Source organism: Streptomyces sp. STR69 (assembly GCF_024519455.1).
In the GTDB taxonomy this organism is placed as follows: domain Bacteria; phylum Actinomycetota; class Actinomycetes; order Streptomycetales; family Streptomycetaceae; genus Streptomyces.
In genome coordinates this window covers 21146-37633 of record NZ_JALJRY010000021.1, presented here as the reverse complement: position 1 = coordinate 37633, position 16488 = coordinate 21146, and the positions used below count along the sequence as shown (strand labels likewise).

Genomic DNA, 16488 nt, shown 5'->3' with positions numbered 1-16488 from the left:
TCATCCTTCGAAGCGGTAGCCCATGCCGGGCTCGGTGATCAGATAGCGGGGGCTCGACGGGTCCCCCTCCAACTTCCTTCGCAACTGGGCCATGTAGACCCGCAGGTAGTTGGTCTTGTTGCTCTGGGACACCCCCCACACCTCCTGCAGCAGGTACTTCTGCGTGACGAGGCGGCCCGGGTTGGTGATCAGGATCTCCAGCAGATGCCACTCGGTGGGGGTGAGGCGGATGTCGTGGCCGCCTCGGGTGGCGCGCTTGGCGAGCAGGTCGATGGTGAAGTCGTCGGTGGTGACCAGGGTGGTGGTCGGGGCGAGCGGCACATCCTCGACGCGGCGGACGGCGGCCCGCAGCCGGGCCAGGAGTTCGTCCATGCTGAACGGCTTGGTGATGTAGTCGTCGGCGCCCGCGTCGAGGGCGGCGACCTTCTCGTCGGAGGCCTGCCGGGCGGACAGCACCAGGATGGGGACACGGGTCCAGCCGCGGAGTGCCTTGATGACGTCGACGCCGTCCATGTCGGGCAGTCCGAGGTCGAGCATCACGACGTCCGGCTGCCGCATGGCCGCGAGCCGGAGCGCGGTGGCGCCGTCGGGGGCCGCGTCCACACCGTACTGGCGGGCCTGCATGTTGATCACGAGGGCCCGTACGAGCTGCGGGTCGTCCTCCACCACCAGCACCCGTGTCATGGGGGTGTGCCTTTCCTGTGGTCCCTGGCATGGCGGCGGGAGTCGGCGGCGCCGGGATCTCCCCCGGGCCGCCGACTCCCCTGCCGGTCGCGTAACGCCATCAGCTCTTCGTCACAAGGGACTTGAGCGCGATGTTGAGCTCCAGCACGTTCACCGTGGGCTCACCGATGAAGCCGAGGGTGCGGCCGTCGGTGTGGTCGTCGACCAGCTTCTGCACCTGGGCGACGGACAGTCCGTTCTTCTCGGCGATGCGGTGGACCTGGAGGTCCGCGTACGCCGGGGAGATGTCCGGGTCCAGGCCGGAGCCGGAGGACGTCACCGCGTCGGCGGGCACCTCGGACGCCTTGACCGTGTAGCCGGGCACCGAGTTGTCCTTGATGACGGCGGCCTTGGCGTCCTTCACCTGCTGGACGAGCACCTTGCTGTCGGCGGCGAGGTTGGTGGCGCCGGACAGGATCAACGAGTACTGCGTGTTGACGCTGTTGGTGCCGAGGCCGTTCTGCGGGCGGCCCTGGAACCACTTCAGATCCGGGTCCGGGGTCTCCTGCCCCTTCTTCAGCGGCAGGTTGTACGACTGCCCGATGAGGGACGAGCCGACGACCTTGCCGTCCGCCTTGATCTCCGAGCCGTTCGCCTTGCCGGGGAAGATCGCCTGGGCGATGCCGGTGACGACCAGCGGGTAGATGACACCGGTCACCAGGGTCAGCACGAGCAGGGCTCGCAGGCCCGCCCAGAGCAACCGGGCTGTGTTGGATACCGAGTTGTTCATAACTGGTCAGCCGATTCCGGGGATGAGGGAGATGAGGAGGTCGATGATCTTGATGCCGATGAAGGGCGCGATCAGGCCGCCGATGCCGTAGATCGTCAGGTTGCGGCGCAGCATCTTGTCGGCGCTGACCGGCCGATACTGCACACCCCGCAGGGAGAGCGGCACGAGCGCGATGATGACCAGCGCGTTGAAGATGACCGCCGACAGGATGGCGGAGTCCGGCGAGGACAGGCCCATCACGTTGAGCTTGTCCAGGCCCGGGTAGACGGCCGCGAACAGCGCCGGGATGATCGCGAAGTACTTCGCGACGTCGTTGGCGATGGAGAACGTCGTCAACGCGCCCCGGGTGATGAGGAGTTGCTTGCCGATCTCGACGATCTCGATGAGCTTGGTCGGGTTCGAGTCGAGGTCGACCATGTTGCCGGCCTCCTTCGCGGCCGACGTGCCGGTGTTCATCGCCACGCCGACGTCCGCCTGGGCCAGCGCGGGTGCGTCGTTCGTACCGTCACCGGTCATCGCGACCAGCTTGCCGCCGGCCTGCTCCCGCTTGATCAGCGCCATCTTGTCCTCGGGAGTTGCCTCCGCGAGGAAGTCGTCGACGCCGGCCTCGTCCGCGATCGCCTTGGCGGTCAGCGGGTTGTCGCCCGTGATCATGACGGTCTTGATGCCCATGCGGCGCAGCTCGTCGAACCGCTCGCGCATGCCCGCCTTGACGACGTCCTTGAGGTGGATGACGCCCAACACCCGTGCGCCGTCCGCGTCTTCGACCGCTACGAGCAGCGGGGTACCGCCCGCCGCGGAGATCCGGTCGGTGAGCGCGCCGGCGTCCTCGGACACCTCGCCGCCCCGCTCCCGGACCCAGGTGACGACCGAACCGGCCGCGCCCTTGCGGATCTTGCGTCCGTCGACGTCCACACCCGACATGCGGGTCTGGGCGGTGAACGCGATCCACTCGGCGTGGGCCAGCTCGCCCTGGTGGCGCTCGCGCAGGCCGTACTTCTCCTTCGCCAGGACGACGATGGAGCGGCCTTCGGGCGTCTCGTCGGCCAGCGAGGAGAGCTGGGCGGCGTCGGCGAGTTCGGCCTCGGTGGTGCCGGTCACCGGCACGAACTCGGAGGCCTGGCGGTTGCCGAGGGTGATCGTGCCGGTCTTGTCGAGCAGCAGCGTCGAGACGTCACCGGCGGCCTCAACCGCCCTGCCGGACATGGCCAGTACGTTGCGCTGGACGAGGCGGTCCATGCCCGCGATGCCGATCGCGGAGAGCAGTGCGCCGATCGTGGTCGGGATCAGACAGACCAGCAGGGCCACCAGCACGATCATCGTGAGGTGGGTGCCCGCGTAGTCCGCGAACGGCGGCAGCGTGGCGCAGGCGAGCAGGAAGACGATGGTGAGGGACGCCAACAGGATGTTCAGGGCGATCTCGTTGGGCGTCTTCTGCCGGGCGGCGCCCTCGACCAGGGCGATCATCCGGTCGATGAAGGTCTCACCGGGCTTCGTCGTGATCTTGATGACGATGCGGTCGGAGAGGACCTTCGTACCGCCGGTGACGGCCGAACGGTCGCCGCCGGACTCGCGGATGACGGGCGCGGACTCGCCGGTGATGGCCGACTCGTCGACGGACGCGACACCCTCGACGACGTCACCGTCGCCGGGGATGATGTCGCCCGCCTCGCAGACCACGAGGTCGCCGATGCGGAGTTCGGTGCCGGGGACCTGCTCCTCGACGGTGCCGTTGAGCCGCCTGGCCACCGTGTCGGTCTTGGCCTTGCGCAGGGTGTCGGCCTGCGCCTTGCCGCGGCCCTCGGCGACGGCCTCCGCCAGGTTGGCGAAGATGACGGTCAGCCACAGCCAGGCGCTGATCGCCCAGCCGAACCAGTCGCCCGGGTCCTTGAAGGAGAAGACGGTGGTGAGCACCGAGCCGATCCACACGACGAACATGACGGGCGACTTGACCATCACCCGCGGGTCGAGCTTGCGGCAGGCGTCGGGCAGGGACTTGATCAGCTGCTTCGGGTCGAACAGGCCCGCGCCGACCCGTCCTTCGTCCTTGTGACCGGTCGGCACATCGCTGTGCGGCGCCCGGGTCGGAGTGGCTGTGGACATCGAGTCCTCTTGGTTCTCTATACGGGTGCTCATGACGCCAGCCCCTCGGCCAGCGGACCCAGCGCCAGCGCCGGGAAGTAGGTCAGACCGGTGATGATGAGGATCGCGCCCACCAACAGTCCGGTGAACAGCGGCTTCTCGGTGCGCAGGGTGCCCGCGGTGACCGGTACCGGCTTCTGCTCGGCGAGCGAGCCGGCCAGGGCCAGCACGAACACCATCGGCAGGAAGCGGCCGAGCACCATCGCGAGCCCGAGCATCGTGTTGAACCAGTCGGTGTTCGCGTTCAGACCGGCGAACGCCGATCCGTTGTTGTTGGCGGCGGAGGTGAAGGCGTACAGCACCTCGGAGAATCCGTGCGCGCCGGAGTTCAGCATCGAGTGCGGCGGGGTCGGCAGCGCCATCGAGGCGGCGGCGAAGATCAGCACCAGGGCCGGGGTGATCAGGATGTAGCAGGCCGCGAGCTTCATCTCGCGGGTGCCGATCTTCTTGCCCAGGTACTCGGGCGTACGGCCGACCATGAGCCCGGCGATGAACACCGCGATGACCGCCATGATCAGCATTCCGTAGAGGCCGGAGCCGGTACCACCGGGTGCGATCTCGCCCAACTGCATGCCCAGGATGGTGATTCCGCCGCCGAGACCGGTGAACGAGGAGTGGAAGGAGTCCACCGCGCCCGTCGAGGTCAGGGTGGTCGACACCGCGAAGATCGACGAGGCCCCGACACCGATCCGGGTCTCCTTGCCCTCCATCGCACCGCCGGCGGCCTGCAGCGCCGCACCGTGGTGGGCGAACTCGGTCCACATCATCAGGGCGACGAAGCCGACCCAGATGGTGGCCATGGTGGCGAGGATCGCGTAGCCCTGCTTGATCGAGCCGACCATCACGCCGAAGGTGCGGGTCAGCGCGAACGGGATGACCAGCAGCAGGAAGATCTCGAAGAGGTTGGTGAAGGGCGTCGGGTTCTCGAAGGGGTGGGCACTGTTGGCGTTGAAGTAGCCGCCGCCGTTGGTGCCGACCTCCTTGATGGCTTCCTGCGAGGCGACCGCGCCGCCGTTCCACTGCTGGTGGCCGCCCATGAACTGGCCGACCTCGTGGATCCCGGAGAAGTTCTGGATGGCGCCGCAGGCGACGAGCACGATCGCGGCGACGACGGACAGCGGCACCAGGATGCGGATCGTGCCGCGCACCAAGTCGGCCCAGAAGTTGCCGAGTTCACCGGTGCGCGAGCGCGCGAAGCCTCGTACGAGAGCGACCGCGACGGCGATGCCGACAGCTGCGGAGACGAAGTTCTGCACGGCCAGACCGGCGGTCTGCACGACGTGACCCATGGTCTGCTCGCCGTAGTACGACTGCCAGTTGGTGTTCGTCACGAACGACACAGCCGTGTTGAACGACTGCGCCGGGTTGACGGACGAGAAGCCCAACGAGCCCGGCAGGATGCCCTGGAGACGCTGGAGCAGATAGAGGAAGAGAACACCGACCGCCGAGAAGGCGAGCACGCTGCGCAGATACGCGGGCCAGCGCATCTCGGTGTTCGGGTCGGCACCGATGCCCTTGTAGATCCACTTCTCGACCCGCAGGTGCTTGTCGGAGGAGTAGACCCCGGCCATGTAGTTGCCGAGCGGGATGTAGGCGAGCGCCAGCGCCGCTATCAGGGCGATCAGCTGGAGCACACCGGCAAGGACGGGACCCATACGCTACTCAGAACCTCTCCGGGAAGATCAGGGCGAGGACGAGATAGCCCAGCAGGGCGACGGCCACGACGAGGCCGACGATGTTCTCGGCGGTCACAGCTTCGTCACCCCCTTGGCGACGAGGGCCACCAGCGCGAAGACCGCGATCGTGGTGACGACGAAGGCCAGATCGGCCATCGTGAGCTCCTGGATTGAGGTTCGAATGGAACGGACGCTTAGAGGTAACCGCGCCCGTGACCGGATTCGGCCGCCGTTGACGGGTCCCTTACGGCGACGCATACGCCTTTGACGGGACTCTTACGGCGGGGCGGGGCGTGGCACCACCGGCACCGGCCCGCGGGTCTGGGGGCTGCGCCCCCGGACCCGCGTCAGAACAGCCGGAACCGCAGCCGGCAGATCACGGCGTCGGTGTCCCGCCGTACGGCATGGGCGACGACGGCCCCGCGCTGGTTCTGGAGCAGCCGCTGCCACAGCCGTACCGGCTCCACCTCGGCGATCAGGACGGTGACCCGGGTGTCCGGTTCCGTCGCCGACACGTCCCGTACGTAGGCGGCGATGGGGCGGCCCAGCGTGCGGCGTTCGCAGGTGAGGCGGACCAGGGGCACGCCGGGGTTCCACTCGGCCCAGGCGCGCTCCAGGGCGTGGAGGTGGGCGCGGTCCTCGGGGTCGGGGTAGCAGACGGTGACCGCGCGCACCTCGTCGCCGAGGGAGGCGGCGGCCGTCAGCGCCTCGGAGGTGAGCCGGGTGAGGGAGGAGACCGGCACGATCACCACCGACCGGTCGCGGTGCGGCGGCTCCGGGATACGGCCGAGGCCGAGCCGTTCGCCGATGTGCGTGTAGGCGCGGTGCACGGCCTCGAAGGCGAGCACGAGCAGCGGCAGGGTGATCACGATCAGCCAGGCGCCGTCCTCGAACTTGCTCGCGGTGACGACGACCGCGGCCACGCCGGTGAGGACCGCGCCGAAGCCGTTCAGCAGGGCTTTCCCGCGCCGGCCGGGTCCGCGTTCACCGCGCCAGTGCCGGACCATGCCGACCTGGGCGACCGTGAAGCCGACGAAGACGCCGATCGCGAAGAGCGGCACGAGGGTGTTGGTGTCGCCGCCGGAGAACACCAGCAGGGCCGCCGAGACCGCGGCCAGCGCGAGCACGCCGTGCCGGTGCACCTGGCGGTCGGCCTTGAGGGCGAAGACGTGCGGAAGGTAGTTGTCGCGGGCCAGCAGCTTGAGCAGCACCGGCAGCCCGCCGAAGGACGTGTTCGCGGACAGGGCGAGCAGGATCATCGTCGCGAACTGGATGACGTAGAAAGCCCAGTTGTGGCCGAGTGAGGCGTCCGCGAGCTGGGCGAGGACGGTGACTCCCTGGACGGGCTGGAGGTGGAAGCGGGAGATCAGCACCGACAGGCCGATGAGCATCACGCCGAGCACCGCGCCTAGGGCGACCTCCGCGCGCTGGGCCCGCTTGACGCGGGGCGCGCGGAAGGAGGGCACCGCGTTGGCGATGGCCTCGACGCCGGTGAGGGCGCTGCAACCGGAGGCAAAGGCTTTCAGCAGGAGCAGGGTGCCGACGCTCGTCGCGTTGTCGGCGAGCGCGGAGGCATGGCCGTCGGCGGTCGCGGTGCTGACCGGCGCCGACCGGAACAGGCCGACCGCGATGAGCACGAAGATGGAGCCGACGAACACGACGGTCGGCACGACGAAGGCGCGCGCCGACTCGACGATCCCGCGCAGGTTCACCGCCGTGACCAGCACCAGCACCGCAAGACACAGCCACAGCCGGTCGTCGTACAGGCGCGGGAAGGCCGAGGTCAGGGCGGCGACTCCGGCCGTGACGGCGACGGCGACGTTCAGGACGTAGTCCAGTACCAGCGAGGCGGCGGCCACCAGGCTCGTCCGCGCGCCGAGGTGCGTCTTCGCCACGGCGTAGGAGCCGCCGCCGTCCGGGAAGGCCGCGATGACCTGCCGGTAGGAGGCGACGAGGACGGCCAGCAGGGCGGCGATGGCGAGCGTCACCGGCAGGGTGAAGCCGAGTCCGTGCGCGCCGGCGGCGGCCAGTACGAGGACGATCGCCTCAGGGCCGTAGGCCACCGACGCCATGGCGTCCAGGGACAGGGCGGCGAACCCTGCGAGGGCGGTCAGCCGATGGCGCTCGCCGGTATCCGGGGGCTCCTCGTCGGCCGGCGTCTCACCCGGCTGGACAGTCAGAACGCTCATGCTGATGGCTCCTTCGCGTACGGACGCGCGGTGACGGGAACGCGCGCGTGCGCTCAAGGTTCTGTCCCGCCACCACCGGTTTCTCCTTCTCCTTGCGGCTTCTTCGCGCCGAACACGCGTTCTTTGACGCGAACTTGACGAGGGTGTGACCAGGCCAACTGCTCCCGGCCGCTGCAAGGCCGCTGCGAGGGCGTCAAGAACCACCGGACACCCGTCAGAGTCGCGTCAAGGCCCGGCTTCCGTACGCCGGGAATCTCTACGGTCGCCTCCATGGAACCGGTGGAGGACCGACGATGGGCGCAGGATCTGCGCGGCACGTTCCGCTGCGCGGGCGCGCTCCTCGGACTCCTGCTGGTCGTCGACCACTTCGGCGGTCGGCTCACGCTCTGGCGCGCCGCGCTCTGGTTCGCCCTGGCCCTGCTGCTCTTCGTGGTGCTGTATCCGGCCCGGGTCCGGGCGGGCGAGGGCTGGCTGTCCTCGCGCGGGCTGCTGCGCGAGCGGCGCGTCCGCACGGACCGGCTGGTGTCGGTGCGCTGTCTGGACGGGGTCTCTCAACGGCTGTTGCTGCGGGACGAGTTCGGCGCCCGGGTCGAGATCGATCCCGATGTGCTGGTCAACAACCCTGATGTGTGGCACCGGTTGGCCGAGGACGCGCACAAGTCCCTTGCCTCCGGCTCGCTCACCTGCGGGGCGACCGCCCTGCGCCGGGTCGCGGAACGCGTCGAACGCGAGACCGCGGAGACCGTGTTCAGGGTGTCCGGTCTGGAGTGACCACCAGGCTCGGATCCGGCTGGCTCGCCCCTTCGGCCAGCGGCAGGGACACGACCATGGTCAGACCGCCGCCCGGTGTGTCCTCGGGGGTGAGCGTCCCGTTCATCGCCTCGGTGAGGCCGCGCGCGAGGGCGAGTCCGAGGCCGAGGCCGGTGGTGTTGTCCGTGTCACCGAGGCGCTGGAACGGCTCGAAGAGCCGCTCGCGACCGGTAGTCGGAAGCCCGGGCCCCCGGTCCACGACCCTCAACTCCACCCGGCCGCCCAGCGCGCTCGCGGTGACCAGCACCCGGCGGCCCGGTGGGGTGTGCCGGGCCGCGTTGCCCGCCAGGTTGGCGATCACGCGCTCCAGCAGCGGCGGATCGACGAGCACCGGCGGGATCGACTCCACGTCCCGCAGGTCCACGTCGGGCACGTCCGCGAGCGCCATCGGCAGCACTTCCTCCAGGCTCGTGGCCCGCAGGTTCAGTGGGAGGACTCCCGCCTCAAGGCGGCTCAAGTCGAGGAGATTTTCCAGCAGTCGGCTCAGCTTGGCCATGGACTCGTCGGCGGTGGCGAGGAGTTCGTCACGGTCCTCGTCCGAGAATTCGACGTCCCGGCCGCGCAACGAGGTGACGGCCGCCCAGCCCGCCGCGAGCGGGGTCCGCAGGTCGTGGCCGACCGCCCGCAGCAGCGCCGTACGCAGGCGGTCGGCCGCCTTCACCGGCTCTATCTCGGCCGCCGCTTCGGCGAGTTGGGCCCGTTCGACGGCGGAGCCGACATGGGCGGCGAAGGCGGCCAGGACGCGTCGTTCCGAGGAGGAGAGGGTGCGTCCGCGCAGGACGAGGAAGGCCCCGGGGCCGGCCGGGACGATGGTGACTCCGCCGCCGACCTCGTGGTCCGGTGGCTCGTCGACGAGTTCCGCCGAGTCGGTGCCGAAGGTCTCGCGGGTGCGTTCCAGCAGTGCCGGGATCGTCTGGCCGCCGCGCACGATGCTGCCCGCGAGGGATGACATGGTCTCGGCCTCGGCGGTGGCACGCGCCGAGCGCCGGGACAGTCGTAGCGAACGGTCGACGACGGCGGCCACGGTCGCCGCCACGACCGTGAACACCCCCAGCGCCAAGAGGGCGTTGGGGTCGTCCAGCGTGAACTGCCCTATGGGCGGTATGAACCAGTAGTTGAGCAGCAGCGAGGCCGTCACCGACGCGATGACCGCCGAGGTGACACCGCCTATGCAGGCGACCCCGACCACGGCGAGCAGGAACAGCAGTGCCTCGCTGGTGAGGTTGACCGTGCCGCGCACCTGCGCGAGGAAGACGGTGAGCAGCACCGGCAGCACAAGTCCCGCCACGGGACCGGCGATCAGCCGTCCCGTCGAGAGGGTACGGCGGCGGGACGGCAGCAGGGTGCCGCGCCCGGCGCGCTCGTGGGTGACGCGGTGAACATCGATGTCACCAGAGAGTTCGGTGACCGTCTCGCCCGTGCCGGGTCCGGTCAGGAACCGCTCCAACCGGCCCCGGCGGCTGGTGCCGAGGACGAGTTGGGTGGCGTTCTCGGTGCGGGCGAACTCGACCAGGGCGGTGGCTACTCCGTCGCCGACCACCGAGTGGTAGCTGCCGCCGAGATCCTCGACGAGCCGGCGCTGCCGGGCGAGCGATGCGTGCGACACCCCGGCGGCGAGTCCGTCGCTGCGGGCCACGTGCACGGCGAGGAGGTCGCCGCCGGCGGAACGGTCGGCGATGCGGGCGGCCCGCCGGATGAGTGTGTCGCCCTCGGGGCCGCCGGTAAGGGCGACGACCACTCGTTCCCGGGTCTCCCACCCCCCGCCGATCGCGTGCTCGGCGCGGTAGGCGTGCAGGGCCTCGTCGACCCGGTCGGCCACCCACAGCAGCGCCAACTGCCGTAGTGCGGTGAGGTTTCCGGGCCGGAAGTAGTTGGCGAGGGCCGCGTCGATCTTCTCCGGCGTGTAGATGTTGCCGTGCGCCATGCGCCGCCGCAGTCCCTCGGGCGGCATGTCGATGAGTTCGATCTGCTGTGCTCGGCGGACGACGTCGTCGGGCAGCGTCTCGTGCTGCGGGACCCCGGTGATCTTCTCGACCACGTCCTTGAGGGAGGCCAGGTGCTGCACGTTGACGGCGGTGACGACGTCGATGCCCGCGGCGAGCAGTTCGTCGATGTCCTGCCAGCGCTTGGCGTTGCGTCCGCCGCCGGGGACGTTGCTGTGGGCGAACTCGTCGACGACGGCCACCTCCGGGCGGCGGACGAGGACCGCGCCGAGGTCCATCTCCTCGAAGTACCCGCCCCGGTAGGCGCATTGGGCCCGCGGCACGACCTCCAGGCCGTCGAGCATCGCCTCGGTGAGCGGGCGCCCGTGGCACTCGGCGAAGCCCACCACCACATCGGCGCCCCGGGCGGCCCGGCGCCGCGCCTCGTCGAGCATGCGGTAGGTCTTGCCGACGCCCGGGGCCGCCCCGAGGTAGACCTTCAGTCGTCCGCGTCGTAGTACGTCGTTCATCGCCTCCCAGAGAAGCGCTCCGCAGGCCTCAGGGCAGGCTTCTTGATGCGTCCCTGGCGCCGCCCGCGAGGACGTTGACACTGTCTTGACGGCATCCGGCCGGGTTAGGGTGTGCACGGTGTGCCGGGAAGTCTGGTCGGCGGGGAGTCCGCATGGGCTCGTCCAAGACCCAGGGGGACGGCATGCGCGGCGTCGGTACGGTTCTCGCTCTCGTGGTACTGGCGACGCTGGTCGCGACGTTCGCCCGCCGCTGGCGGATCCCCGCCCCCTCTCTCCTCGTGGTCGCCGGTCTCGCCGTGGCGCTGCTGCCGGGCACCCCGGCCATCGGGATCAGCCCGGACGTGATCGGTCTGGTGGTGCTGCCGCCGCTGCTCTACGCCAGTGCCGAGGACTTGTCGTGGCGCGAGCTGAAGGCCGTGTGGAAGCCGGTCGGGATCCTCGCGATCGGCCTGGTCGTCGCGTCCGCGGCGGCGGTGGGCTGGGTGGCGTCCACGGTGACCCCGCTGTCCTGGCAGATGGCGTTCGTGCTCGGCGCGGTCCTGGCCAGCACCGACCCGGTCGCCGTCACCGCGCTGGGCCGACGGCTCGCGCTGCCGCCCCGGGTCCAGATGCTCGTCCAGGCGGAGTCCCTGTTCAACGACGCGACCTCGCTGGTCCTGTTCCGGGTCGCGGTGAGCGTCGCGGTGGCCTCGGCGGCGGCGAACTGGGGTGCCGCGGGCGGCGAGTTCATCGTCCTCGCGGGTGGCGGCACGGTCATCGGGGCGGCCGTCGCCCACGCCGTGACACTGATCCGGCGGCGTACCGAGGACCCGGTCCTGGAGACGGTGATCGCCCTGGTCACGCCGTACGCGGCCTACGTACTGGCGGAGGGGGCGCACACGTCGGGCGTGACCTCGGTCGTGGTCGCGGGGGTCGTCCTGGGCGGTCGCGGCGACCGGCTCACCAACGCCCGCATACGGCTCCAACTGCACGCCGTCTACGGCACGTTGGTGTTCCTGCTGGAGAGCGTGGTGTTCTCGCTGATCGGGCTGGCGCTGCCCACGCAGGTGCGGGCGCTGTCCGACGGCGACCGGGCCTGGCCGCTGTACGCGCTCGCGGTGGCGGGCACCCTGATCGCCGTACGACTGCTGTGGCTGGCGCCGTTGTCGGCCGTGGTGCAGCGCAAGGGCGGGACGCACCGGGTGAACTGGCGGGTGCCGATGGTGCTGACCTGGGCGGGCACCCGGGGTGTTCTTCCGCTGGCGGCGGCCCTGTCGATCCCGGAGGTCACCAGCAGCGGCGCCACGCTGGCCGACCGCCCGCTGGTCCTGGTCCTCACCACCTCGGTCGTGGTCGTCACCCTGGTCGTGCAGGGCTTCACCCTCGCGCCCGTCGTCCGCCGCTCCGGCATCGCGCTGGAACCCGACCACACGGAACGCGAAGAGGCCTCCGCCCGCTGCAGGTTGGCCGACGCGGGCATCCGCCGCCTCGACGAACTCGCCGAGTTGGAAGCCGTACCGGACGTCGTCCTCGACCGGCTCCGCCGCGGCCTCAACGCCCGCCTCGACGACGCCCGCGACCGCCTCGCCGAGCACAACGGCCACCCGTCCCCCACGGAGTCGGCCGACCTGGTCTACCGCCAGCTCCGCCGCGACCTGATCGCCGTCGAGGCGGTGGAACTGCAGCGCCTCTACGACGACCACGCCATCAGCGACACGACCCGCAGGCGGCTGCAGCGGTCGCTGGATCTGGAGGAGGCAAGGCTGGCGGACGTGTGACGCGGTGGTACCGGGACGGGTGGCGGCTCTCTTCCGCATGCACACTCGGCCCGTCGTCACGCTCGGTGTCCACCGTCCGGTACCGCCCTCCCCACACCCCCATACAGCCCAACGCGCCCCGAACCACTTCCGGCCACCCCTTCCTGATGCGCTCCTGCCGCCCACCCGGCCAGTCTTAACGGAAGATTGACGCCCATGGCCCCGACATCCATGGGCCCACGCGTCACTCTCCGCTTACGCTGGTGCCGCCGTCCGCGTGATGGCCAGAAACCGCACGCTGACCCGCACCCCAGGAGCACGCCGATGGCCACGACCGAACACCCTCCCGCCAGTCGCCTGCGCGCCTGGATGCTGGAGGGCCTGGCCGACATGGGCAAGGGTGGCGGCCAGCAGGTGCCGCAGTCCGTGCCGGAGCCCGAACAGCACGCCCACAAGGGTCAGCGCTGGTGGCGGGTGATGTGCCTGACCGGTGTCGACTACTTCTCCACCCTCGGCTACCAGCCGGGCATCGCGGCCCTGGCCGCCGGACTGCTGTCGCCGGTGGCGACCATCGTGCTCGTGCTGGTCACTCTCTTCGGCGCCCTGCCGGTGTACCGCCGGGTGGCCGAGGAGAGCCCGCACGGCGAGGGCTCCATCGCGATGCTGGAGCGGCTGCTGTCGTTCTGGAAGGGCAAACTGTTCGTCCTGGCCCTGCTCGGCTTCGCCGCGACCGACTTCCTGATCACCATCACCCTTTCGGCGGCGGACGCCTCCACTCACCTGGTGGAGAACCCGCACTTCACGAGCGTGCTGCACGACAAGCAGATGCTGATCACCCTGATCCTGGTCGCCCTGCTGGGCGCGGTGTTCCTCAAGGGCTTCCTGGAGGCGATCGGCGTCGCGGTGTACCTGGTGGTGGCGTACCTGGCGCTCAACACCGTGGTCGTCATCGTCGGCATGTGGCACGTGGTCACCGAGGGACACGTGGTCACCGACTGGACCAGTGCCCTGACCACCGAACACGGCAACGTCTTCGCCATGGTGGGCGTGTCCCTGCTGGTCTTCCCCAAGCTGGCGCTGGGCCTCTCCGGCTTCGAGACCGGTGTGGCCGTCATGCCGCACGTCGAGGGCGACCCGGACGACACCGAGCAGAATCCGAAGGGCCGGATCCGGGACACCAAGAAGCTGCTCACGGCCGCCGCGCTCATCATGAGCGTGTTCCTGATCGCGACCAGCTTCATCACCACCGTGCTCATCCCGGAGAAGGAGTTCAAGTCCGGCGGCCAGGCCAACGGACGCGCGCTGGCGTATCTCTCGCACGAGTACCTGGGCAACGCCTTCGGCACGGTCTACGACTTCTCCACCATCGCCATCCTCTGGTTCGCCGGCGCCTCCGCGATGGCCGGCCTGCTCAACCTGATGCCGCGCTATCTGCCCCGCTACGGCATGGCCCCGCACTGGGCCCGCGCCGTCCGCCCGATGGTGATCGTCTTCACGCTGGTCGCGTTCCTGGTCACCTGGATCTTCGACGCCAGCGTCGACGCCCAGGGCGGCGCCTACGCCACCGGCGTCCTGGTCCTGATGTCCTCGGCCGCCATCGCGGTGACCATCTCCGCCCGGCGCGCCCACCAGCGCAACTGGACCATCGCCTTCGGCATCGTCTCGGCGGTCCTCCTCTACGTCACCGTCGTGAACGTCATCGAGCGCCCGGACGGCGTGAAGATCGGCGCCTGCTTCATCGCCGGCATCATCCTGGTCTCCCTGCTGTCCCGGCTGGCCCGCGCCTTCGAACTGCGCGTCACCAGCGTGCAGTTGGACCCCATGGCGGAACGATTCATCCGGGACATGGCCAGCCGGAAGATCCGCTTCGTCGCGAACGAGCCCGAGCGCCGGGACAAGGCCGAGTACCGGGAGAAGATCGAGCAGATCCGCACCGACAACGACATCCCCGGTGAGGACTTCGTGTTCGTGGAGGTGACCGTCCTCGACGCCTCCGAGTTCGAGGCGGGCCTGACGGTGCGCGGCGAGGTGCTGCACGACCGCTACCGGGTGCTGACCCTGGAGTCCTCGTCCATTCCGAACGCGCTGGCCGCGCTGATGCTCCACGCCCGCGACACGACGGGCCGCATCCCGCACATGTACTTCGAGTGGACCGAGGGCAACCCCTTCGCCAACTTCCTCCGCTTCTTCCTCTTCGGCCAGGGCGAGGTCGCCCCGGTCACCCGAGAGGTCCTCCGCGAGGCAGAACCGGACCGCACGAGGCGCCCACGCGTGCACACGGGCTGACCGTTCAGGCCCCCCTTGTCACCGTCACCGTAAGAGACGCGACAAAATCCGGTCCCGCAGTGTAAGAGGCCCGTCAGGGGCCCGCGTGTCGGGCCCGGGGCGGCCTACGGTCGGCCTCATGCGGCACAGCACCCCACCACCGGGCCCGACCGGCGACCGCCACTGGCGTGGCGACGCCCGGCTGGCGACGGGCTGCGCGCTCGGCTTCCTCGGGATGACCCTGCTGGTCGACTGGAACGCCGGAACCCTGACCCTGCCCCGCGCGCTGCTGTGGTTCGCCATGTCGGCGGCGCTCTGCGCCGTCCTGCTCCCGCATCGCGTCACCGCGGGCCCCGGCTGGCTCACCGTGGACAGCCCGCTGCTGCGCCGCACGGTACACACGGACGCGCTGACGGTCGTACGGCAGTACGGCGATGTCTCCACGCGTCTGGTCCTGCGGGACACGCACGGACAGTGGCTCGAACTGGACCCCCGGGTGCTGGTCGCCAACCCCCTCCTCTGGCACGAACTGGACACCGGCATACGGCACTCCATGGAGCGCGGCACCCTGCGCCAGGGCACCGATGTCCGGCGTCACCTGGGCCAGCTGATCGACGACGAGGCGGCCCGGTCGGTGCTCAGGGCGTCGGGGATTTCCTGACCTTGCGCCGCGTCCGGCGGACCAGGACCTTCCCCAACCCCAGTTGCCCGACGATCTCTATCCGCAGGTCGACCGGAGCGCCCGTGTCACCCGGTCCGCGCGTCTTGACCTTGCTGTAGTTGAGCACCAGGTCGTCGGTGTTCACGACGACGCCCGGCGATACCAGCAGCCGTAGGGCACCTAGGTGCATGTCCAGGTCGATGCGGAGCGTGGCCTGGGTGATCACCGCCTGGGTGAAGTCGAGCGTCACATCGCCCAGGCGCGACCGGATCTCCAGCCGGCGCGGCACCACCCAGCCGTCACCGCGCCGCGTCGAGCCGCCGTTCTGCTCGATGCGGGCGACGTCCTTCACCTCGACCGGAGTCGTGCCCGCCACCGCCGGCAAGTCGGCCGTCAGGACCGCCAGCTCCCCCAGCGTGCGGGCGGACAGAGCGGCCTCGACGCGCTCGTCGAGTTCCTCGGCGGTCAGCCGTCCGTCGCCGGCCGCGCCGGTCAGCACGTCCACGACGCGGTCCCGGTCCGCATGGGAGGCCCGCAACCCGGTCGTGCTCATCAGCTCACCCGACATACCCTCACCCCGATCGACGGACTGACGCTATATCGCGTTATACCCCAGAGCCAACCCCCCGTCCACCGACTTCCGTTTCTGCCCCTAGGGTGGCGCGTATGCAGTCCTACACAATCGGCCAGGCGGCACGGCTGCTCGGCGTGAGTCCGGACACCGCGCGCCGGTGGGCGGACGCGGGCCGGGTGACGACCCACCGCGACGAGGGCGGCCGTCGGCTCATCGACGGTGTCGACCTGGCCGCGTTCTCGGTCGAGTTGGCGAAGTCGGGCGCCGTCGAGGAGGACACCTCGTACACCTCGGTGCGCAACGCGTTCCCCGGCATCGTCACCGCGATCAAGCTCGGCGATGTCGCCGCCCAGGTCGAGATCCAGGCCGGTCCGCACCGGCTGGTCTCGCTGCTGACCCGGGAGGCCGTCGAGGAACTCGGCCTGGAGGTCGGCATGGAGGCCACCGCCCGCGTGAAGTCGACGAACGTACATATCGACCGCGTATGAGGCGTGCGGTGACCTCCGTCCGTCACCTGGTGGGAGCTTCCG

The 16488-nt window shown here is 70.0% G+C and carries 13 protein-coding genes; 5 read left to right on the top strand and 8 right to left on the bottom strand.

Annotated features, from left to right (window positions below; all coding sequences use genetic code 11):
• The 6 genes from OC490_RS33250 to OC490_RS33225 all read right to left on the bottom strand — a co-directional run bounded on the left by OC490_RS33250 (window position 1) and on the right by OC490_RS33225 (window position 7460).
• Window positions 1-684 carry a response regulator gene (locus OC490_RS33250; protein ID WP_019059380.1) on the bottom strand — a complete coding sequence of 228 codons (684 nt, stop codon included), beginning with the start codon at window positions 682-684 and terminating at the stop codon, window positions 1-3.
• Between the two features lie 100 nt (window positions 685-784).
• Window positions 785-1453 carry a potassium-transporting ATPase subunit C gene (locus OC490_RS33245; RefSeq protein ID WP_262061735.1) on the bottom strand — a complete coding sequence of 223 codons (669 nt, stop codon included), beginning with the start codon at window positions 1451-1453 and terminating at the stop codon, window positions 785-787.
• Window positions 1454-1459: 6 nt separating this feature from the next.
• Window positions 1460-3556, bottom strand: coding sequence for a potassium-transporting ATPase subunit KdpB (kdpB, locus tag OC490_RS33240; RefSeq protein WP_410099210.1), 2097 nt, complete (start codon window positions 3554-3556; stop codon window positions 1460-1462).
• Between the two features lie 29 nt (window positions 3557-3585).
• A complete protein-coding gene (kdpA, locus tag OC490_RS33235) occupies window positions 3586-5250 on the bottom strand; it encodes a potassium-transporting ATPase subunit KdpA (protein WP_262061733.1) in 1665 nt (554 codons plus the stop codon).
• Between the two features lie 7 nt (window positions 5251-5257).
• Window positions 5258-5347, bottom strand: coding sequence for a K(+)-transporting ATPase subunit F (gene kdpF / locus OC490_RS33230; protein ID WP_016434100.1), 90 nt, complete (start codon window positions 5345-5347; stop codon window positions 5258-5260).
• 271 nt (window positions 5348-5618) lie between these two features.
• On the bottom strand, window positions 5619-7460 hold the full coding sequence (locus tag OC490_RS33225; protein ID WP_262061732.1) for an APC family permease: 1842 nt from the start codon (window positions 7458-7460) through the stop codon (window positions 5619-5621).
• A gap of 270 nt (window positions 7461-7730) precedes the next feature.
• Between OC490_RS33225 and OC490_RS33220 the strand changes: the two genes are divergently transcribed.
• Window positions 7731-8231 carry a hypothetical protein gene (locus OC490_RS33220; protein WP_262061731.1) on the top strand — a complete coding sequence of 167 codons (501 nt, stop codon included), beginning with the start codon at window positions 7731-7733 and terminating at the stop codon, window positions 8229-8231.
• Here OC490_RS33220 and OC490_RS33215 read toward each other — a convergent pair.
• Window positions 8209-10722, bottom strand: coding sequence for an ATP-binding protein (locus tag OC490_RS33215; RefSeq protein WP_262061730.1), 2514 nt, complete (start codon window positions 10720-10722; stop codon window positions 8209-8211). The genes OC490_RS33220 and OC490_RS33215 overlap by 23 nt on opposite strands.
• Window positions 10723-10904: 182 nt before the next feature.
• Here OC490_RS33215 and OC490_RS33210 point away from each other — a divergent pair, with 182 nt between their 5' ends.
• From OC490_RS33210 to OC490_RS33200, 3 genes are all read left to right on the top strand, one after another.
• A complete protein-coding gene (locus OC490_RS33210; RefSeq protein ID WP_262061858.1) occupies window positions 10905-12479 on the top strand; it encodes a Na+/H+ antiporter in 1575 nt (524 codons plus the stop codon).
• 303 nt (window positions 12480-12782) lie between these two features.
• A complete protein-coding gene (locus OC490_RS33205) occupies window positions 12783-14744 on the top strand; it encodes an amino acid transporter (RefSeq protein WP_262061729.1) in 1962 nt (653 codons plus the stop codon).
• 118 nt (window positions 14745-14862) lie between these two features.
• A complete protein-coding gene (locus OC490_RS33200; RefSeq protein ID WP_262061728.1) occupies window positions 14863-15384 on the top strand; it encodes a hypothetical protein in 522 nt (173 codons plus the stop codon).
• Here OC490_RS33200 and OC490_RS33195 read toward each other — a convergent pair.
• Entirely contained in the window at window positions 15362-15952 is a 591-nt protein-coding gene (locus OC490_RS33195) for a DUF1707 domain-containing protein (RefSeq protein ID WP_410099206.1), read from the bottom strand. The two genes, OC490_RS33200 and OC490_RS33195, sit on opposite strands and share 23 nt — an antisense overlap.
• 98 nt (window positions 15953-16050) lie before the next feature.
• Here OC490_RS33195 and OC490_RS33190 point away from each other — a divergent pair, with 98 nt between their 5' ends.
• The gene (locus OC490_RS33190; RefSeq protein ID WP_200713589.1) at window positions 16051-16446 is read left to right on the top strand and encodes a molybdopterin-binding protein; all 396 of its coding nucleotides are present in this window, start codon (window positions 16051-16053) and stop codon (window positions 16444-16446) included.
• Window positions 16447-16488: the final 42 nt, after the last annotated feature.